We start from the raw sequence: 24,487 nt of genomic DNA, 5'->3' as shown, positions 1-24,487 counted from the left end.
GACTCCTCCGTCCGCTCCCGTGCCCTGCTCCCCCGGGCCTGCCGGTGGTTCCTCCCGGCGCTGCGGGTGGTTTCCCCCGACCGGCCTAGAGGTTGCCGCGCCGTTCCTGCTCGCGCTCGATGGCCTGGAACAGCGCCTTGAAGTTCCCCTTGCCGAAGCCGAGCGAACCGTGCCGCTCGATCAGCTCGAAGAACACGGTCGGCCGGTCCTGGACGGGCTTGGTGAAGATCTGCAGCAGGTAGCCGTCCTCGTCGCGGTCGACCAGGATCTTCAGTTCGCGCAACGTCTCGACCGGTACCCGGGTCTCGCCGGCCCACTCCCCGAGCGTGTCGTAGTAGCTGTCCGGGGTGGCCAGGAACTCGACGCCCATCTCGGCCATCGCGCGCACCGAGGCCACGATGTCGCCGGTGGCCAGCGCGATGTGCTGCACGCCGGGGCCGCCGTAGAACTCCAGGTACTCGTCGATCTGCGACTTCTTGCGGCTGACCGCGGGCTCGTTGAGCGGGAACTTCACCCGGTGGTTGCCGCTGGTGACCACCTTGGACATGAGCGCGGAGTACTCGGTGGCGATGTCGTCGCCGATGAACTCCTTCATGTTGGTGAAGCCCATGACGCGGTTGTAGAAGGAGACCCACTCGTCCATGCGGCCCAGTTCGACGTTGCCCACACAGTGGTCGATCGCCTGGAAGTAGCGCTTGGGGTGGTCGGCCGGCTTGCCGCGGAACAGCGGGTCGGCGGCGACGAAGCCGGGCAGGAACGGGCCCTTGTAGCCGGACCGGTCCACCAGCGTGTGTCGGGTCTGGCCGTAGGTGGCCAGCTCGGCGGTACGCACCGTGCCGTGCTCGTCGCTCTCGTCGTGCGGCTCCACCAGGATGGTCGCGCCGTTCTCCCGGGCGTAGGCGATCGCCTTGTCGACGTCCGGCACCTCGATCGCGAGGTCGGAGACGCCGTCACCGTGGGCGGCGGTCGCGACGCCGACCTCGGTGCCGGCGTGAACCTCGCCGGTGATCCGGAAACGCGCCTTGCCGGACACCAGTACGTACTCGGCGACGTCGCGCGACCCCGTTTCGGGCCCGCGGTAGGCGACACAGGTCATGCCGAATGCCGTCGAGTAGTAGTGCGCGGCCTGTTTGGCGTTGCCGACGAAGAAACGAACATGGTCCATCGCGACGACCGGGAAGGGGTCTCCCGCCGGGTCGTGCTCGACGGCGCCGACGAGGGCGTCGGTGTCTTCAAGGGTGGTGAAGGTGCTCATGACGCGCGATCCCCTCGGAAAGGAACGGATGCCGGAAGTACACTTCCGGATACAACATCTGACAACATCAAACTCGGGAGCTGTACAAAATGCCTAGCTGAGGCGGCCATATGCGGGATGATCTTCAGGATTCGCGTAGCACGCTCGACGAATTGGACGTGCGTCTCATCCGGGCGGGCCGGCAACACCCCCGGGCCGGCATGTTGGAGTTGTCCCGGGTGATCGGAGTCTCCCGCGCCACCGTCCAGGCCCGCCTGGAGCGGATGGAGGCGGCCGGAGTGATCACCGGCTACGGCCCCGAGGTCGATCTGGTCGCCGCCGGATACCCGGTTCTGGCCTTCGTCACACTGGAGATCGCCCAGGGCGGCCTGTCCGGCGTGGCCACCGCGCTGAGCGCGGTCCCCCAGGTGCTGGAGGCCTACGGCACCACCGGCATCGGCGACGTGCACTGCCGCATCGCCGCCACCTCGAACCAGGACCTGCAACAAATCCTGATCGACATCAACCGCATCCCCGAGGTGGTCCGCTCCACGAGCGTGATCGTCCTGTCCGAGGTCGTCCCGATGCGCACCCTCCCCTTGCTGGAGGCCCGAGAACGCCGCCGCCCCAGCCGCGTCCCGGCCCTGCGGGAGAACGCCGCTCGGCCGGACGCGGCGAGCTGATCCGGCCGGGGCGGGCCTGGCGGGCGATCCGCCCCGGCCCGACCAGGCTTGGGCCCGGCAGGCCGAACCGACCGATCGGGCCCGGGCCCGGAGCGCTCCGCGCCACCGGGCCCGTTCTCCTCGGTGGGCAGAGCGTCTTCATGCACGTCCACCGCCGCCCGCGCCCGGCGCGTTTTCGTGCACGAGAGCCGATCCCGCCACACCGCGCTCGACCCACCCGCACTCGCCGACATCCTCCGCCCGCGCCGACGCTCTCCCCGCGTTCGCCGGCGTCCTCGCGCGGGAGCCCGTCCGTTTCGTCACACCGCACGCGATCCGCCTACTCCTAGCCGCGCCTCGCCCCTCGCCCCTCGCCGAGCGTCGCCTGTCCGCGTGCGAGCCGGTCCCGCCGCACAGGGCACTCGACCCACCTGTCACCCGCCCGACCGCGCTCGACCGACCCCCGCCCCGCGCCTGCCGACGCCCCGGCCGCCCCGTGCCCGAGCGGAAACCGGAGGCGCCCCGGTGGGGCAGGGCGACAGGGGGTTCGGTGGGGCGGGAGAATGGCGGGGGCAGGCTTGGTGATGAGGTGGATCGGGACGTGACGATGTCGGTGTCTGGGCAGCAGGGTTCGGAGCAGGGTGCGCCGCGGGATGTGCATCGGCTGATCGCCGAGGAGCTCGGGGTTCGCGAGGGGCAGGTCAGAGCCGCGGTCGAGTTGCTCGACGGTGGGGCGACCGTGCCGTTCATCGCCCGGTACCGCAAGGAGGTGACCGGGACTCTGGACGACACGCAGTTGCGCAATCTGGAGGAGCGGCTGCGCTACCTGCGGGAGCTGGAGGAGCGCCGCACCGCCGTGCTCGCCGCGATCGAGGCGCAGGGCAAGTTGGACGACCCGCTGCGGGCACAGATCCTGGCGGCCGATTCCAAGGCTCGGTTGGAGGACATCTACCTCCCGTACAAGACGAAGCGGCGAACCAAGGCGCAGATCGCCCGCGAGGCCGGTCTGGAACCGCTCGCGCTCGGGCTCTTGGGCGACCCCTCGCGCGAGCCGGCCGCCGCGGCCGAGGCGTTCGTGGACGCGGACAAGGGCGTCGCCGACGCCCAGGCGGCGTTGGACGGCGCGCGTTCGATCCTGGTCGAGCGGTTCGCCGAGGACGCCGACCTGATCGGCGCGCTGCGCGAGCGGATGTGGACGCGCGGCCGGGTCGTGGCCAAGGTACGCGACGGCAAGGAGGAGGCCGGCGCCAAGTTCGCCGACTACTTCGACTTCGCCGAGCCGTTCACCCGGCTTCCCTCGCACCGGATCCTGGCCATGTTCCGCGGCGAGAAGGAGGACGTCCTCGACCTCACCCTCGCCCCCTCGGCGGACGAGGAGGTCGACGGCCCGACCGAGTACGAGCGCTCGATCGCGCACACGTTCGGCATCGTCAACCGGGACCGGCCGGCCGACAAGTGGCTCGCGGACACCGTGCGCTGGGCCTGGCGTACCCGGATCCTGGTGCACCTGGGCATCGACCTGCGCGGTCGGCTGCGGCAGGACGCCGAGGACGAGGCGGTCCGGGTGTTCGCCGCCAACCTGCGCGATCTGCTGCTCGCGGCGCCGGCCGGCACCCGCGCCACGATGGGCCTGGACCCGGGGCTGCGTACCGGGGTCAAGGTCGCGGTGACCGACGACACCGGCAAGGTGGTCGCCACCGAGACGATCTACCCGCACGAGCCGCGTCGCCGCTGGGACGAGTCGATCGCCACGCTCGCGAAGCTGGCCGCCGCGCACCGGGTGGACCTGGTCGCCATCGGCAACGGCACCGCGTCCCGCGAGACCGACAAGCTGACCGCCGAACTGATCGCCAAGCACCCCGAGTTGGGCCTGACCAAGGTGATGGTGTCCGAGGCCGGCGCCTCGGTGTACAGCGCCTCGGCCTTCGCCTCGCAGGAACTCCCGGACCTGGACGTGTCGTTGCGCGGCGCGGTCTCGATCGCCCGCCGACTCCAGGACCCGCTGGCCGAGTTGGTCAAGATCGACCCGAAGTCGATCGGCGTCGGCCAGTACCAACACGACCTGTCCGAGCTGAAGTTGTCCCGGTCGCTGGACGCGGTGGTCGAGGACTGCGTGAACGCGGTCGGCGTGGACGTCAACACCGCGTCCGCACCGTTGCTCACCCGGGTATCCGGAATCGGCGCGACGCTGGCCGAGAACATCGTGCAACACCGGGACGCCAATGGCCCGTTCAAGACCCGGCGCGATCTGAAGAACGTCGCGCGGCTGGGCCCGAAGGCGTTCGAGCAGGCGGCGGGCTTCCTGCGGATTCCGGCCGGCGACGACCCGCTGGACTCCTCCTCCGTGCACCCGGAGGCGTATCCCGTGGTGCGCAAGATCGCCGCGGCGGCGGGCGGTGACGTCCGCACCCTGATCGGCGCGGCGCCCCGGCTGCGCGCGCTGGACCCGAAGGCGTTCACCGACGAGAAGTTCGGCCTGCCGACGGTGACCGACATCCTGCGCGAGTTGGAGAAGCCGGGCCGCGACCCCCGGCCGGCGTTCAAGACGGCGACCTTCAAGGAGGGCGTCGAGAAGTTGTCCGACCTGCAACCCGGGATGCTCCTGGAGGGCGTGGTCACCAACGTGGCCGCGTTCGGCGCGTTCGTGGACGTCGGCGTGCACCAGGACGGCCTCGTGCACGTCTCGGCGATGTCGAAGACGTTCGTGAGCGACCCGCACGACGTCGTCAAGTCGGGCGACGTGGTCCGGGTCAAGGTGCTCGACGTGGACATCCCGCGCAAGCGGATCTCGCTGACGCTGCGGCTGGAGGACGAGGCGGAGCAGCGCGGCGCGCGCGGGGATCGCGGCGACCGGGCCGATCGCGGTGACCGCGGCCCTCGACCGGAGCGCGGGGCGCGCGAGGGTCGGCCGCAGGGTGACGGGCGACGGGGCGACGGCCGCCAGGGCGGCAACGGCGGGGGCGGCCGGGGCCAGGGCCAGGGCGGCAACACCGGTGCGAGTGGCGGGGGTCAGGGACGACGTGCCGCCGCACCCCCGAAGCAGACCAGGGGTCCGCAGGGGCCGGCCGGGGGCGGCGGCGCAATCGCGGACGCCCTCCGGCGGGCCGGATTGGTGGAGTGAGGCCGGTGATCGCCCTCGCGTGAGGGCGGGTGGGGGCGCGGGTGGCCCGGCGGGCCCATGGAGCGACCGGGCACCCGAGCACTCCGCATCCCCACCTTCGGGCGACGGCCACCGCCGAGCGCCCGTTCAGCCGAGAACGGGGACGGACTCCCGCGGGTCGCCCTGCGAACCCGTGAAGCGGCCGGGCCGCCCGGGCGCTCCGCACCCCCGCCTTCGGGCGACCGCCACCGCCGAGCGCCCGCTCAGCTCGCCTGGGCCCTGGGGGCCAGCGCCTTCAGGACCGTCGTGTGGGTGACGCCGTACTCGGCGAGCAGGTCCGCGACCAGGCCCGGGCCGGCCGTCAGTGCGAGCAGGATGTGTTCGTCGCCGATGTGCCGCTGACCGCGCTCGATCGTCTCGCGCAACGACTGCTCCAGCACCCTCTTGGCGCCGGGCGTGAACGGCACGTGCCCGGTCCGACCGCCGCCGAACGGCCACAGCCGCCGGGTCCGCCGCGCCGGCACCAACGCGCCCTCGCCGTGCGTCTGTTCGACGCGCGCGACGATCTCGCCCACGTCGATCCCGAGGTCGGCGAGCGCCGCCTCGTCGGCCTGCGAGACGCCGCCGCGCCGCCGGGCCCGGGCCAGCCCGCGCTCGATCTCGTCCCGACCGGCCACGAAGCCGAGCGCGGCGAGCGCGACCGAGGTCCGCGTACCCTCCGCGTCCAACAGCGCCGCAAGCATGTGCTCCTCCTCCACGCAGGCGTCGCCGGCCTGCCGCGAGTGCTCGATCGCCCCGTACACGACGCCGCGGGCACTGTCCGTGAACCTCTCGAACATCAGTTCCTCCCGTGCTTCTTGTGCACTGCCTGTCGGCTCACCCCGAGCTCCGCGGCGATCTCCTGCCACGACCAGCCCTGCACACGCGCACTGCGCACCTGCACGGCCTCGAGCTGTTCGAGCAGCCGGCGCAGCGCGGCCACGGCCCGTAGGCCCACTCGTGGATCGCGATCCCCCGCACGACTGGCGAGGTCGGTTGCTTCGGTCATATCCGTCAACCTACGTTGACATTCCGCATCTGTCAACCACGATTGACACCCACGTCGCCGGAAAGGCTGCCGAGCGACCGCCGGAAAGGCCCTCCGGAAGCCCTCGAAAAGAGAGCGCACACACCCCGCCGACCCGCTACGGTCGCGAACCATGCGAATTCTTGTACTCGGAGGCACCGCTTTCGTGGGCCGGGCGATCGTCGAGGACGCACTGGTCCGGGGCGCCGAGGTAACCCTGTTCGGCCGTGGCAGAACCGGCACCGACCTCTTCCCGCAGACCTCCCGGCGAATCGGCGACCGCGACACCGGCGACTACTCGGCACTGCGCGACGGCGAGTGGGACGCGGTGGTGGACGTCAGCGGATACGTACCGCGCCATGTCGGCCAGGCGATGGCCGTACTCGGCGACCGGGTCGGCCGCTACCTGTTCGTCTCCAGCCAAGCGGTGTACGTACAGTCCGGGGTCGGCCCCGGCTCGGACGAGGACACCCCCCGCCGCCCTCCCGTCCGCGACACCGAGGAACTCGACAACGACACCTACGGCCCCTGCAAGGTCGCCTGCGAGGACGACGTACTCGCCCGCTACGGCGACCGCGCCACCATCGTGCGCCCGGGCAAGGTCGCCGGTCCCCACGACGTCCAGGAAACCTTCACCTACTGGACCCGCCGAGCCGCCCGAGGCGGCCGCGTCGCCCTCCCGGGCCGACCCGAACAGCCGATCCAGATCGTCGACTCCCGCGATCTGGCCCGCCTGGTCACCCAGCTCCTGATCGACAACCGCCCCGGCGCCTTCCACGCCGTGGGGCCGGCCGAACCAACCACCCTGGGCGACCTGATCCACACCTGCGCCCATGTCGCCGGCACCGAGGTCGAAATCGTCCCCGTCTCCCCCGACGCGGTCCCCGACCCCTTCCCCCTGGTCACCCCCGAGCACCAATGGGCCGCCCGCCAACGCAGCGCCGCCCGCGCCCGCGCCGCCGGCCTCCCGTCCACCCCCCTCTCCACCACCGCCGCCGACGTGCTCGCCTGGGACCGAGCCCGAGGCGAACCCCCGCTCTCCCAGGGCCTCTCTCCGGAGCAGGAGGCCCGCCTGCTCGACAAGACCTGACCCCCGCCCCCACCCCGGCGCCCGCAAGCCGACCTCCCCCGCCAAGCCCCAGGTCAGCCCCACCCATCCCGGTCCGATCCCCCTCCGGATCTTTGATATGGTTCTCCACGTCGCCGCACGAAACACCAGCGGAGACCACCCGGTCCGGGTGGCGGAATTGGCAGACGCGCTAGCTTGAGGTGCTAGTGCCCGAAAGGGCTTGGGGGTTCAAGTCCCCCCTCGGACACAGGCCGTAACCCCAATTTGTGCGGGTCGAGGATCACCTCGGCTCGCACTTTTTGCGTTCCGGTGTCGTATGTGAGCCGTAGCCCGAGCGCGTCGTGGGTCGCCTTCTTGAGCTGCGGTTTTGCCTCGACGAGCGCCATACGGATGTCCCCGATGCCGTGCGCACGAGTGCTTCCACGTCGTTCCTCTCCATGCGCCGGCCCTGCGCGCATCCGTCGGTGCGCCGCTCCCAGAGGCGGGACGCGGCGACGTGACCCGAATCGAGGCGGCGGCCCGCGCCGGATCGACCGAGGCGGAGACCGCGAGTTCGCCGCAGGCATCGGCTCCTGGGACGCTGCGCCCCAGTGCCCGAAAGGGCTTCTTGCGGTGCCCGTACCCTGATCGCGGCGCGGCCGCGACGGGCGTGCCCAAACCACAACGGGGGATTCACCGTGGAAGGTCTGCTCCTCGACGGCCGCTACCGCTGTGTCGTGTGTATCGGCAGTGGCGGGATGGGCGACGTGTGGCGTTGCCGCGACGAGCGCATCGGGCGGGATGTCGCGGTCAAGCTGTTGTCGTACGCCGCGAACTCCGGCGGCGCACCCGACCGCTTCGAGCGCGAGGCGCGCATCGTGGGTGCGCTGGGCAGCCCGGCGATCGTGACCGTGCACGACTTCGGGCGGGCCGAGGTCGGCGGGCGGATGACCCCCTACCTGGTGATGGAACTGCTCGCCGGCACCGCGCTGAATGCCCGTCTCATGACCGGAGTTCCGGTGCCGGTCGCCGACGTGGTGGCCTGGGGCAGCGCGGTGTGCATCGCGCTCGAACACGCGCACGCGCGCGGCGTGGTCCACCGCGACATCAAACCCGCCAACGTCTTCCTGTGCGCCGACGGGTCGGTCAAGGTGCTCGACTTCGGCATCGCCCGGATCGTCGAACCGGACGCCGGGCACACGCCGATGACGGTTACCGGCGCGATCCTGGGCACCCCGCACTACATGTCCCCGGAGCAGGCGGGCGGCAAGAAGGCGGACCACCGCAGCGACCTGTACTCACTGGGCTGCCTCCTGTACGCCCTGGTCGACGGGCAGCCGCCGTTCCACGCCGAGTCCATGTACGGCATCGCCATGCAGCACCTGACCACGCCGCCTCGTCCGCCGGGTCCGGAGCGTCGGGGGCTGCCGGAGGACTTGCGGCAACTGATTCTCGCGTTGCTGGCCAAGGCGCCCGAGGACCGGCCGCAGAGCGCGGTGGAGGTACGCGAACGCCTGGCCGCGATCGGGGCCGACGGCGGTGCCGGGGATGGTGCCCCTGGCGGTATCCCGGCACGTCCGCGCGTGCCTCCGATGATGCCCCCAGCCCCTGTCTTGCCCGGCTCGGCGCCCGCGCCCGAGCCGGCAGCCCGGCGCCGCAAGTTCGTCCTCGGCGCTGTCGCGGCCGTTGTCGCGCCGGCACTTGCGGTTGCCCTCGCCATCCAGTGGACGGAAGGCGACGACTCGGGGAACAAAAGGAAAGGCGCCGCGAGCGGCCAGTCGGACACGAGAACGAACCCCGCTACCGACCCGAACGCGAAACGGGACTCGACGTCACCCGCTGCCCCGCCCGCCGGCGGATCCGGGGCGAGAGCCGACGCGATCCCGGCCACCTTCGAGGAAGCCGAGGCCCGCAAGGCGACCGTCCCGCTCATGTCGCAGATCCGGGCGACCGACCCCTGCGCGATGCTCGACCGTGAGTTCCCGAAGCGTTTCGGCTCGGTCGTCGTCGAGACGGCACGCCAGGCGCAGAAGTTCACCGAGTGCCAGATCGTGGCGAACAACGGCGGTGCGACCGACCTGAGTGTGCGGTTCCGGGTCGAGTTGGGCGTCCTGCTCACCGCCCAGGAACGCGCCAAGCTGACACCCGTCACGGTGGACGGCGTCGCACTCTTCCAGGATCAGGTGTCCGCGTCTGCCAACACCTGCACGGTCACCCTCCCCTTCGGGGACAGCGGGTTCGGGGCGGCGGTGCAGGTCAACCAGCACTACCCCAACAAGGGGTCGGACCAGGCACCGTGGGCCGAGGGCTGCGCAACAGCCAAGTCGTACGCGGTCCTCATCGCCCCGAAGGTCACCAAACTGGCGCCGCGCGCAACGGCCCCGACCGGACACACACTCGTCGGCAAGGACCCGTGCAACTCGATCGACGCGTCGGCGCCCAAGGTCCAGGGCTGGACGTACCAGGGCATCAGCCGCAACCTTCCCTATCGTTGCTCGGTCAAGCTGGTGAACGGCGACTCGACCTACACCGTCGCGATCACCTACAAGCGGGACGCCGAGCAGGTGGCCGCAGGCGCCAAGCCGATCTCGGTGCGCGGCATGAACGGCATCGAACTGTCCGACAGTGGAAAGACATCGTTCTGCATCGCGTCGCTGACCTACGTCCGCGAAACATCCGGCACGGCGTGGGACGCCCAACTCATCAGCCTGGACGTCAACCAGGAGTCGGACAAGGGCGGCTCCACGCTGGACACCTGCGCCCTGGCCGACACCGTCTTCAAACTGGTGACCGACGCACTCGGCGGCTGAGCCACCACGCCGCATCCCCCGCCGGCGCGTCCGGCGCCGATGCCCGAGGAAGGCGCCTGCTCCGGGCCGTGGGTGCCGAATGGTCCATCCGCGCAGGTCAGGCTGCGCGTCGGCACCCGTGGACGGTGGTCGAACGGGTACGCGGCCACCCACGAGGGAAGACCCGACCCGCTCCGACGGCACGTGCCCGGCCGCCCTCGGGCGGTCAGCCACCCGCCCCCGGGGGGCCGTCGCCGCGCAGTCGTTCCAGGTCCGAGGCGCGTACCTGGATGACGAACACGGCGATCACCACGGCGATCACCGCGAAGATCGCGGCCGTCACGAAGGCCGTGGAGATGCCGGTGGTCAGCACCTGGTGACTCCATGGCGCGGGCAGCACGCCGGTGCGCTCGAAGTTCGCCCGCTCGGCGGGGCTCGCCTGGGCGAGGAACTCGGGCACCTGATCCTTCGCCTCGTTGCGGTTGGCCGTGCCGAAGACGGTGACCAGGATGGACAGGCCCAGCGAACCGCCCACCTGCTGGGTGGCGTTGAGCAGGCCCGTGGCGGCGCCGGTTTCGTGGCGGGCGACGCCGGAGACGGCCATCAGGGTCAGCGACACGAACTGCATGCCCATGCCGAGGCCGAAGATCAGCGTCGGGCCCAGGATGCTGCCGGCGTAGGTGCTGTGTACGTCGGTACGGGTCAGCCAGGCGAGGCCGGTCGCCGCCAGGATGGCGCCGACGACCATGAAGGGTTTGGGTCCGTAGCGCGGCAGGAGCTGGGAGGAGAAGCCGGCGCCGACCGCGACCACCGCGCTGATCGGGAGGAAGGCCAGGCCGGCCTGAATCGGGCTGAAGCCCAGGACATCCTGGACGAACAGGGTGAGGAAGAAGAACATCCCGAAGATCGCCGCGGCCAGGCACAACATGATGCCGTACGTGCCCGCCCGATTGCGGTCCGCGAACATCGCCAGCGGGGTGATCGGCTGCCTGGAGTTGCGCTCGACGGACACGAAGATCACGAGCAGTACGGCGGCCGCCGCGAACGCGCCCAGGGTCAGGGCGTCCCGCCATCCCTCCTGGGCGGCGCGGATGAACCCGTAGACGAGCGAGCCGATGCCCAGCGTGGAGGTCAGCGCGCCGAGCAGGTCGAAGTGGCCGGGATGGCGCTCGGATTCCCTGATGTAGCGCGGCGTGGCCAGCACGATGAGCAGGCCGATCGGCACGTTGACGAAGAACACCCACCGCCAGTCCAGCCATTCGACCAGGACACCGCCGGCGAGCAGCCCGATCGCGCCACCGCCGGCGGAGACCGCCGCGAACACGCCGAAGGCCCGGTTCCGGGCCGGGCCTTCGGGAAACGTCGTGGTGATCAACGCGAGTGCGGTCGGGGAGGCGATGGCGCCGCCCACACCTTGCAGGGTCCGCGCGGCGAGCAGTTCCGGCGCGCTCTGCGCGAGTCCGCCGAGCAGCGAGGCGATCACGAACAGCAACACGCCGAAGACGAACACCCGCCTGCGGCCCAGGATGTCGCCGGCTCGCCCGCCGAGCAGCAACAGGCCGCCGAAGGTGAGCGTGTAGGCGTTGAGCACCCAGGACAGGCTGGTGGTGGAGAACTCCAACGAGCGTTGGATGTGCGGCAGGGCGATGTTCACGATGGTGATGTCCAGGACCACCATCAACTGGCACGAGGCGATCACCGCGAGCGCGGCACCACTGCCGCCGCTTCGTGGGGATGCGGCGGCGGTGGCGCCGCTTCGCCCGGATCCGGCGGCGGCCTGCGGGGGTGTCGCGTGCGGGTTCGCCATGATGCGTCCTACGCCGTCTTGCGAGTCCTGCGGATCCTTCGCCCTGCGGATCCTTCGGGTCCTGCGCTGCCGAGGGCCGCGTCCGACGCGGCGCCGTCCGGCGAAGGGGCGGCGGGCCGCCCACCCGGGCGATATTCGCCCACTCGTTCGACCGTAAACCCGGACCCCCGCCGCCACCACCCGGCGGAGTCTCTTGCGGTCCGTTCCTCCGCGAAGGGCCCGCGCCCGGCTTCGCCGGTCACCGCGCGGGATCCACCCGGGCGGTGACCGGCATTGCGACGACTCAGGCCGTCTTCGGGGTGGCGCGTACGCCCATGTGCAGGTACGACGAGCCGTCGGCGAGTTCGTAGAAGACCATGCTGTCCCAGAGCGGGCTGCCCTCGCGGCGGCCCACGAACGTGGTCTCGTCGACGGATATCAGGTCCCAGTCCATCGCCGGCGAGATGTCCGCCAGCTCGCCGGTGACCTCGACGTGCAGGTGGAACCTGCCGTCCTCCTCCACGGTCACCGTGGCGAGGCAGCCGACCCGCTCGTACGTTCCGACGTAGCGGGCGACGTCGACGTCGACCGGCGTCTCCGGCGGGCCGAGCAGTTCCGGCATCTCGACGTCCGCCAGCGCGGCGAACAGCTCGCGGCCCAGGGCCCGCTGCAGCGCGGCGGTCTCGCCGCCGTTGGCCAGCAGGCAGACCACCGTGCCGGTGTCCGGGATGACCCAGAGCATCGCGGCCTGGCCGATGGTGTTGCCCGCGTGCATGATCACCCGGTGTCCGGACCACTCGTCGAGGATCCAACCGATCCCCCACTCCGGGGCGAGCGTGTACGGGTTCGGCAGGCGCACCTGCGACACGACCATCGCCTCGGGCGCGGCCAGCAGGTCGGTGCCCAGGTGGGCGCGCCCGAACGCGACCACGTCGCTCGCTCGCGCGCAGATCAGCCCGGCCGGCCCCATGGCCCGCGGCAGGCCCCATACCGGCGTCGGCTTGCCGTCCTCGACGTGCCCCGTCGCCGCACTGAACCGCAGCACGTCCTCCGGCAGCGTCCAGGTGTGCGTCAGGCCCAGGGGTTCGCAGATCTGCTCGCGCAGCGCCTCGTCCCAGCTCTTGCCGGTGAGCCGCTCGATGATGCGCCCCGCGATGACGAAGCCGGAGTTGCAGTACGAGAACGACTCGCCGATCGGGTGGTTCTGGGTGAGGTCGGCGCAGGCCGTGAGGTACTTCTCCAGACAGTCGTCGCCGCGCCCGGTGTCCAGGAACAGGTCGCCGTCGATACCGGAGGTGTGCGTCAGCAGGTGCCGCACGGTCACCGTCTTGGTCACCTCGGCGTCGGCGACCTTGAACTCGGGCAGCAGGTCGACGACCGGGGTGTCCAGCGTGAGTCGACCCTGTTCGACCAGCAGCATGAGCTGGGTCGCCGTCCAGACCTTGGATACCGAGCCGATCTGGAACAGTGAGTCGGTGGAGACCGGCGTCCCGGTGTCCTTGTTCAGGACTCCGGCGGCGAAGGAGTGCACCTCGCCCTCGTGCAGAAAGGCCAGGCTCGCGCCGGGCACCTCGAATTCGACGGTCAGCTCGGCGAGGCGGGCGTTCCAGTACGCGGCGTCGACGGTTGCGGTCATGGGACCTCTTTCGCAGTGGGCTGGGCGGGGCGTACCGGCACGCTACGCGGAGCCGGCGCTCCCGCTCATGGCCGTGACGACGAACCCGAGAGCGACCCTTGGTGCGAACGCACAAGTGCCGACGCCCGCCCCGCGCGCGCACCGCCGCGAATCCGCCCGCGTCAGCGCGGCGAGGTGGGGCGGCCGACCCGGACCAGCCCGGATTCGTAGGCCACCACCACGGCCTGGGCGCGATCCCGGAGTGCCAACTTGCCCAACAGTGCGCGCTCGTGGCGCTCGACCGTCGCGCCGTCCACCCGCATCGCCTCGGCGATCTCGTCGCGCGCCCTGCCGGTCGCGATCAGGCGCAGCACCTCGATCTCGGGTGCGCTCAGGTGCGCGAGAGCCGCAGGAACGACCTCGGCCACGGGCGTCGCGGAAGCGAGAGCGGGCTCGGCGACGGGCTCTGCCGGAACCGGCTCCGCACCCGCCGGCACGGCGGGTTCCACCGCCGTCATCGGGATGCTCGCCGCGACCCGGAAGCCGCCGTCCGCAACCGGCCCGGCCTCGAACGACCCGCCGTGCACGGCCACCCGCTCGCGCATCCCGACCAGCCCGTGTCCACCGCCGGTCGTCGCGTAGCCGCCGCCGAGGTGCTCGCCGCCGCCGTCGTCCCGGATCTCGATCGCGACCGCCGTCGGCAGGTACTCCAGCCGCACCCGGGCCATCGCCGCGCTGCCGGCGTGCTTGCGGGCGTTGGTGAGCGCCTCCTGGGTGATCCGGTACAGCGTGAGGCCGACCGTCAGGGACAACTCGCGGCGCGTGCCGACCACCTGGAGCTCGGTCGGCAGGCCGGCCAGGGAGGATTCGGCGATCAGCCGGTCCAGGTCGTCGACGCCGGGTTGTGGGGCCGACGGCGCGGATTCCGGGTCCTTGTCGCTGCGCAGTACGCCGAGCAGTTGGCGCATCTCGTCCAGCGCGACCCGCCCCGACGCCTCCAGCGTGAGCAGCGCGCCGCGCGCACCGTCCGGGTCGCGGTCCAGGCCGGCCCGGGCACCACCGGACATCAGATGCATCGTGGTGATGTGGTGCGCCACGATGTCGTGCAGTTCGCGGGCGATCCGCCGGCGCTCCTCGGTCAGCGCCCGCTCGGCAAGCAACTCCCGGTTGACCTCGACCTGGGCCTGCCAGTGCCGCACCGCGGCGCTCGCGCCGACGACCAGCATGGTCGCCACGAGGTCGCCGCTGAAGGTGTAGAAGAGCGGCATGTCCGCGTCGGCATAGCCGGACGTCTGGGCGGCCAGGGTGAGCAGCATGGCGAGGGCGATCGTCCTGGGCCGACAGGACAGCCCGACGGTGTACAGCGCGATCGCCAACACGAAGCCGAACCGCTGCCCGATGTCGCTGGTCAGGTTCAGGCCGATCTGAAGCACCAGCACCATCAGCAGCACCGGGAACGGGGCGCGTCGACGCGCGATCAGGCACAGCGCCGCCGCGATCAGGAACGCGAGGTTGGCCGCGGTCTGCGCAGGCCCCGGACCGCGCACGGTGACCGCGTAGCCGAGCAGGTCGGCGGCCATCGCGACGAGCACGACCAGGATGTCCGCCCGGTTGCGGCCCTGGAACACCCGGCGGATCCCGGGTGACCCGACTGCCCGCGCGGAATCGGCAGCGGGCAGATCACGGCCGGTGATCGCCTTGCCGAGCGCGGCCATGGACTTGGGCCCGAAGCCCATCCAGGGCCTCCTTCCGTGGGGAACGGCGTGCCAGTATTCCACCGCGCCGATCTTTGGTCGAAGCGGGCGAATCGCCCCGACCCCGACACGCCGCGGCGATCGGCCCACCCCCGAACCACTCGGCCGCGCCGTTCCCCCACACCGCCCTCATGGAACCCGCGCCGGGCCGCCCCGATCGGGGGTGGCCACGCCGAACGACGGGCTCTGCAGGATCGCCCGCCGGAATCAGCTCGCCGAGGCCGCTTCGAGGGGTGCGTCGGCGAATTTGCCGGACAGCAGGTGGCCGGCGCCCGGCGCGAAGGCGGGCAGGTGCAGCGCGCGAAGCATCTGGTGCACGGTGCACACCGCGGCCGAGACGACCGGCTTGCCCAGTCGCTGCTCGGCTTCCTCGATCGCGGCCAGCGACGGCATCTGCACGCACGCGGACAACACCACCGCGTCCGCGTCCGCGTATTCGAGCCGCTCGGCGATGCCCGGCAGGCGCAACGGGTCGTGTGCGGCCACGTCGAGGTTGTCCGGGATCTCCAACGCCTCGAAGTCGAGCACCTCGATGCCCTCGTGGCCCAGGTATTCCACGACGGTGCGGGTCAGCGGCAACATGTACGGCGCGACCAGGGCGACCTTGCGCGCGCCGATGGTGTGCAGCCCGTGCACCAGCGCGCCGGCGCTGGTGACCACCGGCGCGGGCGCGCCGTTGTCGATGGTGCGACCGTGCAGCCGCTCCTCGGCGACCCGGTGGTAGCCCAGGCCCATGCTCATGATCGCCACGAGGCACGCGTAACCGAGCACGTCCACCCGCGCGTCGGAGAGTTCGACCGCGCAGCGATCGGAATCGGCGTCCATCGCCTTGAGTTGCTCAGGGGTGACGTGGGTCATCCGCATCCGGCTGGAGTGGAACGTGAAGCGCTCCGGCGCGACCGTCTCACGTGCCCGCAGGATCGCGGGTACCTCGGTTTCCATCGTGACGTTCGAGCTCGGCACGATCTGGCCGATGCGGTAGGGGTGTCGGCGCACGGAGGTCCTCCTGTGGTGCGGAATGTTCGAGTGGTGGGGCCGGGCTCGGGTCAGCGGGCGTCGATCACCGGGTTGGACAGCGTCCCGATCCGCTCGACGGTGGCCTCGACCACGTCGCCGGGCCGCAGGAATTGCGGCGGGACCTGGGCCGCGCCGACGCCGGAGGGCGATCCGGTGGAGATCACGTCGCCCGGTTCCAGGGTCATCCCGGAGGAGATGTCGGCGATCAGGCGCGGGATGTCGAAAAGCATGTGCCGGGTGTTCGACTTCTGCTTGATGTCGCCGTTGACCCGCAGCGACAGGTCGAGCGCCTGCGCGTCCGGGATGTCGTCGGCGGTGACCACGGCGGGGCCGAACGGGGCATACGAGTCCTGGCCCTTGGAGAAGAACCACTGCCCGGAGCGGCGCTGATCGCGCGCGCTGATGTCGTTCATGATGCTGTACCCGAACACGTGCTCCCAGGCGTCGGCTTCGCTCACCTTGTACGCGGTCCGCCCGATCACCACGGCGAGTTCGCATTCCCAGTCGAGCTGTCGGGTCAGGTCGCCGTTGTGCAGGATGGGCGCGCCGGGGCCGGTGACGGCGGTGGCGGGCTTGCCGAACAGCACCGGACGCTCGGGGAGTTCCTTCGCGGTGTCCAGGGTGCGGTTGGACTCGGCCACGTGCTCGACGTAGTTGAGCCCGATGCCGATGATCTTCCCGGGCCGCAGCGGTGCCAGCAGCCGCACGTCGGCGCTCGCGTGCACGGCGCCGGCGGGTCGGGCCGCCGGGTCGCCGGCCAGCAGGTCTCGCGCGGTGTCCAGGGCCTCGGCGCCGGCACGGATGAACGAGAGCAGATCACCGGGGAGTTCGGTGCCCGCGGCGGCGGCGAGTGCGGACAGGTCGAGTACGTGGGCACCGTCCTCGGCGCCCAGGCGGGACGACGATCCGTCGACGGTGTAGGTGACCAGGCGCATGGGGGTGTCCTCACTGTCCTTGCGTCCGGGCGGCGCGGTCGCGCCGCCCGGGTTCGTCGTGTGGGGTCGAAGGTCGCGGGGTTCGTTGCCCCGGTGGGCGATCCGGTCTCACGGGGTCGGCTGGTGCCCGTCGTTGTCCGGGTATGCCTCTTCGCGGTGGAAGCCGAGCGAGCGCATCACCGGGAAGTCGTTGAAGGAGAACAACACCGCGTCGTCGGCCGGGTCCAGGTTGGCGTGTTCGTGCCAGGCCCAGGCCGGGACCGCGAAGACGTCGCCCTCGTGCCACTCGAAGCGCTGCCCGCCGACGATCGAGACGCCGTGGCCCTTGGCGGCCGTGTAGACGACCGAGCCGGTGTGTCGGTGGGCCTTGGTCGCCTGTCCGGCGCGCAGGAGTTGGATGTGCGCGCTCATCGTCGGCATCACCGAGCCGCCGGTGGCGGGGTTGGTGTACTCCATGATCACGCCGTCGTACGGCGAGCCCTCGCTCGCCCGGGCCAGGTCGAGCAGGGCCTGGTAGGTGGGCTCCCACGGCCAGGCCAGCAGCGGCGAGTAGGGTCGGGTCCACCGCTCGGTGCCGTACGGCACCAGGTTGCCGCCGTAGGTCAGGACCGAGTTGTTCACCACCTTGCCGGGCACCTGGTACAGGTCCGGGTGCACCTCGTAGAAGCCCGCGTCCAGCGCGTTGACCAGCGGGATGTCCAGGCCGTCCTGCCAGATCACCGGCGCGTCCGCGGACTCGTTGCCGTGCTCGTGCCAGGTCCCGTTCGGGGTGATCGCGAAGTCCCGGGCGCCGACCTTGAGTTTCTCGCCGTCCACGATGGTCCAGGCGCCGGTGCCCTCCAGCACGAACCGCAGCGCGGCGGCCTGGTGCCGGTGCGCGGTCATCGACTCGCCCGGTCCCATGATCTGAAGTCCCGTGTACAGCAGGCCCGCCGCCGCGCTGACGTCGCGCCGTCCGGGATTGACCAGCATCACCACCCGGCGGCCCGCGTCGTCCGCCTTGACCAGGTCGAGCGCCTTGCGTACCAGCGGGCGCAGTTCGGCGTAGCGCCACAACGTGGGTACCGACTTGGGCTGTGGGTACCACGGCTCGATCTCGTTCGCCACGGTCCACAACGCGCCGGCCGCGCGGTCGGCCAACTCGGCGTAGTAGGCGCTCAGTTCCGGGGTATCGGTGACTCGGGCCCGGCCGAGCATGTTGTCGTCCTGGGTGGTCATTTCTCCTCCTCGGGGGCGGGTGCGACGGGTGTGGGGCCGGCGGTGGGGGTCTGGTCGTGGGTGAAGGTGATCGGCGACCGGGGCCGGTTGTCCACGTCGAGCCGGAAGATGTCGAAGCGGTTGTAGTGGCCGACGATGTCGTGCATCTGCTTGGGCTGGATGCACTTGGCGAGGTCGATGTCGGCGTAGACGATGCCCTCGTCGTCGATCAGCGGTTCGGTGACCGGGCGGCCGTCCGGGCCGAAGATGCCGGACAGCGCGCTGCGTTCGCGGCCGAGTTGCTTGCGTACCTCGGCGTCGTCGCCGGCGATCGCGTCGACGATCTCGGGCGAGATGGTCGAGCACGCGACGACCGAGAACACCTTGCCCTCGAAGCTGTGCGCGGCCGTGCGCACCGCGATGGCGTCCGCCATGTCGTAGTCGGCGGGTGCCACCGGCAATGCGATGTAGCTTGCCGCGTGCACGAGTTCGCCCTGGGCGAGCAGGGTGAAGCGGGCCAGTGTGTTGGTGTTCTCGCCGCAGGCGAGCACGCCGAGCGGGCCGATCCCGGTCGGGTGCACGCGCAGCGAGCTGCCGTCGCCGCCGGTCCAGGTCAGCTTCTCCGCCCAGGTGGGCACCAGCTTGCGGTGCACCCCGATCAGTTCGCCGTCCGCGTCGATGGTCAACATGGTGTTGTAGAGCACGCCCATGCTGTGCGAGCCGCGCTCGTTGACGCCGATCACCACCACCGCGCCGGCCGCCCGGGCGGCGGCGCGCAGTGCTTTCACGTGTGGGCCGGGCAGGTCGACCGAGGAGCGGTACAGGCGTTCGAACCAGGGCGAGCCCTGGACCGGGTTCATCGTCCAGTTCCAGTACGGATACCCGGGCACGAACACCTCGGGGAAGACGATCAGTTCGGCGCCGTTGGCGGCGGCCTCGCGGATCAGGTCGACCGCCTTGGCCACGGTGGCGGTCGCGTCCAGGTAGACCGGCGACGCCTGCACGGCCGCGGCCTTGAACCTGGGCGGGTTGTCGCGCTGTTCGCCGGACAGCACGATCGGCGGGGTGGGACCGGTGGGACTGGTCCAACTGTTCATGTCGGGCTCCTCGTGGTCCGTCAGCGCCGGCCGGGTACGGCCACCAAAGGGGAATCGCGGGTCGGCCGCCAACGCCGCGGCACCGTTTCGACCGACTCGCGCAGCAGGTGCAGCCGGGGCGGTACGCGGTCGCTGCCCGCGCCGGGCGGCTTGCGGCTGCCCGGTCGCCAGGCGCTCGGCCACGGCGCGCCGGGTCCGGTGTAGCCCTGCTCGGCGGCGGCGTGCAGCGTCCACATCGGGTCGTACAGGTGGGCGCGGCCGACCGCGCACAGGTCGGCGCGGCCCGCGAGCAGGATCGAGTTGACGTCGTCGTAGGTGGAGATCGCGCCGACCGCGATGGTCGGCACGCCGGTCGCGTTGCGGATCAGATCGGCGAACGGGGTCTGGTAGCCGCGCCCGTAGGCGGGCCGCTCGTGCGGTACCACCTCGCCCGAGGACACGTCGATCGCGTCCGCCCCGGCCGCCGCCAGAGCCCGGGCGATCCGGACCGCGTCGTCCTCGGTGGTGCCGCCCTCGGCCCAGTCGCTCGCCGAGATCCGCACCACCAGCGGCTTGTTCGTCGGCCACACCGCCCGCACTGCGGCCAACACCTCTATCGGGAAGCGCAGTCGGCCGGCGAGCGTGCCGCCGTATTCGTCCTCGCGCAGGTTGGTCAGCGGGGACAGGAAGCCGGACAGCAGGTGGCCGTGTCCGTATTGCAGTTCGAGCGCGTCGAAGCCGGCTCGATCGGCGCGCGCGGCGGCGTCGGCGAACGCGGCGGTGATCGCGTCCAGGTCCGCCCGATCCGCCTCGCGCGGCCGGAAGTTGCCGGCCGCGTCCCAGGGAATCGCCGACGCGGCCACCGTCGGCCACCCGTTCGGGCCCAGCGGCACGCTCCGGCCTTCGGCGTCCGGCACAGTGCTCGCCGCGCGGCGCCCGGCGTGGCCGATCTGGATGCCCAACAGCGGTCCGTCCGGGGCCTGTTCCTTGACCCGGGTGACCACATCGCGCCACGCGACCTCGTGGGCCGGCGACCACAGGCCCGGGCATGCCTCGGTGGAGCGGCCGTTGGGCAGTACGGCGGTCATGCCCGCGAAGACCAGGCTCGCGCCGCCGAGCGCGAGGGCGCCCAGATGCGCGGACTCGAACGGGCCCGGGATGCCGTCCTCGGCCGCGTAGGTGGCCATCGGCGGCACCACCACGCGGTTGCGCAGCCGGACCGAGCCGAGCCGGAAGGGCTGGAACATCGGCGCCGCGTCCACCCGGTCCGGCCGGCCGGCGGTGAACGCCGCGTCCACCCGGGCGACGAACTCGGGGTCGCGTTCGAGCAGATTGGCGTGGGTGACCCGGCGGCTGCGGGTGAGCAGGTTGAAGGCGAACTGCTCGGGTGCCTGGCCCACCGCGCGGTCGATGTTCTCGAACCACTCCAGGCTGGCCTGCGCGGCGCGCTGGGTCGAACTCACCACCGGCTTGCGTTCGGCCTCGTAGGCGGTCAGCGCGGCCGGGATGCCGGCGTGCTCGTTCAGGCACGCGGCCAGGGCGAGTGCGTCCTCCATGGCCAGCTTGGTACCGGAGCCGATGGAGAAGTGCGCGGTGTGCGCGGCGTCGCCGAGCAGGACCACGTTCTCGTGCCGCCAGGTGGCGTTGCGTACGGTGCTGAACCTGATCCAGCGGGAGTTGTTCGGGATCAGCCGGTGGCCGTCCAGGTGTTCGGCCAACAGTGCCTCGCAGCGCGCGATGCCCGCGTCGTCACTGGCCCCGCGTGGCAGGTCGCGGCCGGCGAATTCGGCGAATCCGCCGCGCCGCCAGGCGTCCTCGGCGAGTTCGACGATGAAGGTGCTGCGTCGATCGTCGAACGGGTAGGCGTGCACCTGCACCACGCCGAAGTCGTGCTTGTCCACGATGAAGGTGAACGCGTCGAAGACCTTGTCGGTCCCCAGCCACATGTAGCGGCAGCCGCGCTCGTCCAGGCTCGGCCGGAACGTGTCGGCGTAGCGCTCGCGCACCGTCGAGCGCACCCCGTCCGAGGCGACCACCAGGTCGTGGGTGCGCGCGAGTTCGGCCACGTCCGGCGCCTCGGTGCGGTAGCGCAGGTCCACGCCGAGCGCGGCGCAGCGGTCCTGGAGGATGCGCAGGAGCCGCTCCCGGCCCAGCGCGGCGAAGCCGTGCCCACCGGAGGTGAGGGTGCTGCCGCCGTAGCGCACGTCGATGTCGGTCCAGCGGGCGAACCCCTGGGACATCGCGGCGAAGACCTCCGGATCGGCCTGGGCGATGCCGTCCAGCGTCTCGTCGGAGAAGACCACGCCGAAGCCGAACACGTCGTCCGGGGCGTTGCGCTCCCACAGGGTGATCTCAGCGGCCGGCGAGAGCTGCTTGGCGAGGGCGGCGAAGTACAACCCGCCCGGCCCGCCACCGATGACTGCGATGCGCACAGCGTCCTCCAATGTTCCGGGCCTACCCGAGCGTATGTAATAAATTCCACGGTCGTCAATATGGCGCGATATCGCCTGAGGTCGCCGTGTGGCTCCGCGAGGTGGTGTTCGAGAGACCGTGCGGCGGACTGCGAGCCCGCGAAGCGGCCTTTGCCCCGTGTGGCGGTCTTCGCCCCGTGCGGCGGTCTCCGCCCCGTGCGGCGGTCTTCGCTCCGGCGTGCGTCAGGCGTACGATTCCGGCCGTTGCGGGCCGCCCCGGGACAGTGCGGCCCGGATCTCGTCGGGCCAGGGCGAGGCACCCTCGGCGTCCGGCGGGCAGTGCACGACGGACAGCCGGCCGGTCGCGGCCACGCCCTTGGTGCCGCGCACCTCGAACTCGTAGTGCAGCGAACTGGCCCCCACCCGCACCACCCGCAACGCGGCGTGCACGGATTCGCCGAACCACAACCGCTCGCGGTAGTCCGCCTCGAAGTGCACGCGCGGGATCCGGCCGAACAACTCGGCCACCCCCAGCCGACGCAGCAGCACCGCCTCGGCCGCCTCCACCCAGCGCTGTACGGCCGAGTAGTGGTAGTGGCCGGCCGCGTCGGTGTCCTGCCATTCGACCCGGCGCTCGATCACCACGGAGGGCAGCGTCGCCGCGTCCTCCGCCGGGTCGGTCGGGTCGGTCGGGTCGGGCCGGGTGGGGCGGGTGTCCTGCATCGTGTTGCCTTTCACGAGGCTTCCGGGGCGGGGGCGACGGCCGCGGGTATCGGCCGGCCCGAGGCCGGCGCCGGCGGCGCCGCGCCGGCCTCGGCCCAGGCACGGAGTTCGCCGCGCCGCAGCTTGCCGTTGCCGGTGCGCGGGAGAGCGGCCACGAACTCGACGGCGCGCGGGTACTTGTACGGCGCGATGGCCTGCTTGACGAAGGTCTGGATGCGGCCGGCGGTGTCCGCGTCGGCGGGCACCCCCTCGCGCAGCACCACGTACGCCTTGACGATCAGTCCGCGACCGGGGTCGGGCGCGCCGACCACGCCACACTCGACGACGTCCGGGTGTGCGGCCAGGGCGAGTTCGACCTCGGGGCCGGCGATGTTGTAGCCGGAGGAGACGATCATGTCGTCGCTGCGGGCCTGGTACCAGAGGTAGCCGTCGGCGTCGCGGATGTAGGTGTCGCCGGTGATGTTCCAGCCGTCCCGCACGTAGTCGGCCTGGCGAGGGTCGTCCAGGTAGCGGCAGCCGGTGGGGCCCTTGACCGCCAGTTGGCCGGGGGTACCGTCCGGGACGCGGTGACCGTCGGCGTCGAGCACCACGGCCTCGAAGCCGGGTACCGCGCGGCCGGTCGCACCGGGCCGGATGTCCTGGTCGGCGGCGGAGACGAAGACGTGCAACAACTCGGTCGCGCCGATCCCGTCGATCAGCTCGATCCCGGTCGCCGCGTGCAGGTCGTACCAGGTCTGTGCGGGCAACGCCTCGCCCGCCGATACGCACCGGCGGACGCCCTTGAGCAGGTCGGCCAGGCCCGCGCCCATGATCGCCCGGTAGGCGGTGGGGGCGGTGAACAACACGGTGACGCCGTAGTCGGCGACGATCCGGGCCAGCCGCTCGGGCGTCGCGTGCTCCAACAGCAGGCCGGCCGCGCCCACGTGCAGCGGGAAGACCACCAAGCCGCCGAGGCCGAAGGTGAAGCCCAGCGGCGGGGTGCCGGCGAACAGGTCGTCCGGGGTGGGCTTGAGGATGTGCCGGGCGAAGGTGTCGGAGTTGGCCAGCACATCGCGGTGGAAGTGCATGGTGGCCTTGGGCCGACCGGTGGTCCCGGACGTGAACGCGATCAGCGCGACGTCGTCGGCCGAGGTGTCCACGGCCTCGAACTCGCCGTCCTTGTTCGCACAGCGAGCCGTCAGGTCGGCCTCGTCGGCGCCGCCGTAGGCGAGGGTGGTCAACCCGGGCACCTCGGCCGCCGCCAACTCGTCCAGGAACCGGTGGTCGCACAACGCGACCGTGGGTGCGCCGATCTCGCACAGGGCGTTCAGCTCGTGCGCCCGGAGCAGCGGCATCGTGGTGACCACGACCGCGCCGGCCTTGAGCACGCCGAACCAGCAGGCGACCAGCCACGGGTTGTTGGGCCCGCGCAGCAGTACCCGATTGCCCGGGACCACGCCGAGGTCCTCGGTCAGCACCCGGGCTACCTGGTTCGCCCGGAGCAGGAGGTCCCCGTAGGTCCACTGGTCGTCGAGCGTGACCAGACAGCGACGGTCGGGACCGAGCCGGTCCACGGTGTCGTCCAGCAGGACCCGGGCGCAGTTGAGCCGGGTCGGGTAGCGCAATTCCGGTAGTTCGAAACGCAGTTCGGGCCACAGCTCGGCCGGTGGCAATCGATCACGACAAAACGTATCGACATGAGCGGAAGGAAACAGCTCCATGTGCGCGCACCTCATCCTGGCGTCAGCGGGAGTCGCGCAGCCAGTATCTATCAATTCTGACGACAGTCAATGGAACGCGATATCTTGCGGGCGACGGGCTGGGAGCGGATGCCCGGAACGTGGGGGTTCCACTCGGGTGGGTGAGGGCGGGTCGCGAGCCGGGCCCGACGGCAGGGGCTGGAGCGCGAGCGGGGTGAGCGCATGGGGGTGGGCCGCGAGTGGGGCGAGCCGATGAGGGCGGGTCGCGAGCGGGGCGAGCCGATGAGGGCGGGCCACGAACGGGGCGAGCCGATGAGGGCGGGCCACGAACGGGGCGAGCCGATGAGGGCGGGCCACGAACGGGGCGAGCCGATGAGGGCGGGCCACGAACGGGG

Annotated in this window: 17 protein-coding genes and 1 tRNA gene; 5 read left to right on the top strand and 13 right to left on the bottom strand. The window is 71.4% G+C overall.

Translation table 11 applies throughout. The features are described from left to right. Positions 1-85 precede the first annotated feature (85 nt). On the bottom strand, positions 86-1,165 hold the full coding sequence (hppD, locus tag ACFXMF_RS05885) for a 4-hydroxyphenylpyruvate dioxygenase (protein ID WP_360309862.1): 1,080 nt from the start codon (positions 1,163-1,165) through the stop codon (positions 86-88). A gap of 200 nt (positions 1,166-1,365) precedes the next feature. Between hppD and ACFXMF_RS05880 the strand changes: the two genes are divergently transcribed. Both ACFXMF_RS05880 and ACFXMF_RS05875 read left to right on the top strand, forming a co-directional pair. Continuing rightward, positions 1,366-1,917 (top strand): Lrp/AsnC family transcriptional regulator, encoded by a 552-nt coding sequence (locus ACFXMF_RS05880; RefSeq protein ID WP_360309671.1) that lies wholly within the window; start codon positions 1,366-1,368, stop codon positions 1,915-1,917. 586 nt (positions 1,918-2,503) lie between these two features. Next, on the top strand, positions 2,504-5,017 hold the full coding sequence (locus ACFXMF_RS05875; RefSeq protein ID WP_360309673.1) for a Tex family protein: 2,514 nt from the start codon (positions 2,504-2,506) through the stop codon (positions 5,015-5,017). Positions 5,018-5,259: 242 nt separating this feature from the next. Here ACFXMF_RS05875 and ACFXMF_RS05870 read toward each other — a convergent pair whose 3' ends face one another. Together ACFXMF_RS05870 and ACFXMF_RS05865 are read right to left on the bottom strand one after the other, a co-directional pair. Then, entirely contained in the window at positions 5,260-5,835 is a 576-nt protein-coding gene (locus tag ACFXMF_RS05870; protein WP_360309675.1) for a Clp protease N-terminal domain-containing protein, read from the bottom strand. Next, positions 5,835-6,044 carry a helix-turn-helix domain-containing protein gene (locus ACFXMF_RS05865; protein WP_026218136.1) on the bottom strand — a complete coding sequence of 70 codons (210 nt, stop codon included), beginning with the start codon at positions 6,042-6,044 and terminating at the stop codon, positions 5,835-5,837. Before ACFXMF_RS05865 ends, ACFXMF_RS05870 begins: the two co-directional genes overlap by 1 nt. A 151-nt stretch (positions 6,045-6,195) precedes the next feature. On the opposite strand from ACFXMF_RS05865, the gene ACFXMF_RS05860 reads away from it, so the two are divergent. From ACFXMF_RS05860 to ACFXMF_RS05850, 3 genes are all read left to right on the top strand, one after another. Further along, positions 6,196-7,152, top strand: coding sequence for an NAD-dependent epimerase/dehydratase family protein (locus tag ACFXMF_RS05860; RefSeq protein ID WP_379991482.1), 957 nt, complete (start codon positions 6,196-6,198; stop codon positions 7,150-7,152). Positions 7,153-7,294: 142 nt separating this feature from the next. After that, positions 7,295-7,378 (top strand) — tRNA-Leu (locus tag ACFXMF_RS05855). A gap of 430 nt (positions 7,379-7,808) precedes the next feature. After that, positions 7,809-9,920, top strand: coding sequence for a protein kinase (locus ACFXMF_RS05850; RefSeq protein WP_379991481.1), 2,112 nt, complete (start codon positions 7,809-7,811; stop codon positions 9,918-9,920). Between the two features lie 205 nt (positions 9,921-10,125). On the opposite strand, the gene ACFXMF_RS05845 is transcribed toward ACFXMF_RS05850, so the two are convergent. The 10 genes from ACFXMF_RS05845 to ACFXMF_RS05800 form a co-directional block, all read right to left on the bottom strand. Then, entirely contained in the window at positions 10,126-11,706 is a 1,581-nt protein-coding gene (locus tag ACFXMF_RS05845) for an MFS transporter (RefSeq protein ID WP_360309681.1), read from the bottom strand. Positions 11,707-11,989: 283 nt separating this feature from the next. Beyond that, positions 11,990-13,321, bottom strand: coding sequence for a serine hydrolase domain-containing protein (locus ACFXMF_RS05840; RefSeq protein WP_360309683.1), 1,332 nt, complete (start codon positions 13,319-13,321; stop codon positions 11,990-11,992). Positions 13,322-13,482: 161 nt separating this feature from the next. Further along, on the bottom strand, positions 13,483-15,036 hold the full coding sequence (locus ACFXMF_RS05835) for a hybrid sensor histidine kinase/response regulator transcription factor (RefSeq protein WP_379991480.1): 1,554 nt from the start codon (positions 15,034-15,036) through the stop codon (positions 13,483-13,485). A 225-nt stretch (positions 15,037-15,261) separates the two neighbouring features. Continuing rightward, the gene (locus ACFXMF_RS05830) at positions 15,262-16,050 is read right to left on the bottom strand and encodes an Asp/Glu racemase (RefSeq protein WP_379991479.1); all 789 of its coding nucleotides are present in this window, start codon (positions 16,048-16,050) and stop codon (positions 15,262-15,264) included. A 50-nt stretch (positions 16,051-16,100) separates the two neighbouring features. After that, positions 16,101-17,006 (bottom strand): fumarylacetoacetate hydrolase family protein, encoded by a 906-nt coding sequence (locus ACFXMF_RS05825; RefSeq protein WP_360309689.1) that lies wholly within the window; start codon positions 17,004-17,006, stop codon positions 16,101-16,103. A 108-nt stretch (positions 17,007-17,114) separates the two neighbouring features. Further along, the gene (locus tag ACFXMF_RS05820) at positions 17,115-18,224 is read right to left on the bottom strand and encodes a cupin domain-containing protein (protein WP_360309691.1); all 1,110 of its coding nucleotides are present in this window, start codon (positions 18,222-18,224) and stop codon (positions 17,115-17,117) included. Continuing rightward, on the bottom strand, positions 18,221-19,300 hold the full coding sequence (locus tag ACFXMF_RS05815; protein ID WP_379992571.1) for a carbon-nitrogen hydrolase family protein: 1,080 nt from the start codon (positions 19,298-19,300) through the stop codon (positions 18,221-18,223). Before ACFXMF_RS05815 ends, ACFXMF_RS05820 begins: the two co-directional genes overlap by 4 nt. A 20-nt stretch (positions 19,301-19,320) precedes the next feature. Next, positions 19,321-21,711 carry an FAD-dependent monooxygenase gene (locus tag ACFXMF_RS05810; RefSeq protein WP_379992572.1) on the bottom strand — a complete coding sequence of 797 codons (2,391 nt, stop codon included), beginning with the start codon at positions 21,709-21,711 and terminating at the stop codon, positions 19,321-19,323. 222 nt (positions 21,712-21,933) lie between these two features. Then, positions 21,934-22,428 carry a thioesterase family protein gene (locus tag ACFXMF_RS05805; protein WP_360309697.1) on the bottom strand — a complete coding sequence of 165 codons (495 nt, stop codon included), beginning with the start codon at positions 22,426-22,428 and terminating at the stop codon, positions 21,934-21,936. Next, positions 22,425-24,113: an AMP-binding protein gene (locus ACFXMF_RS05800; RefSeq protein ID WP_380020540.1), complete on the bottom strand. Its 1,689-nt coding sequence runs from the start codon at positions 24,111-24,113 to the stop codon at positions 22,425-22,427. The genes ACFXMF_RS05805 and ACFXMF_RS05800 overlap by 4 nt, the downstream gene beginning before the upstream one ends. Positions 24,114-24,487: the final 374 nt, after the last annotated feature.

It is taken from the genome of Embleya sp. NPDC059213, from assembly GCF_042754445.1.
In the GTDB taxonomy this organism is placed as follows: Bacteria; Actinomycetota; Actinomycetes; order Streptomycetales; family Streptomycetaceae; genus Embleya.
This window is presented reverse-complemented; position numbering and strand designations above follow the sequence as displayed.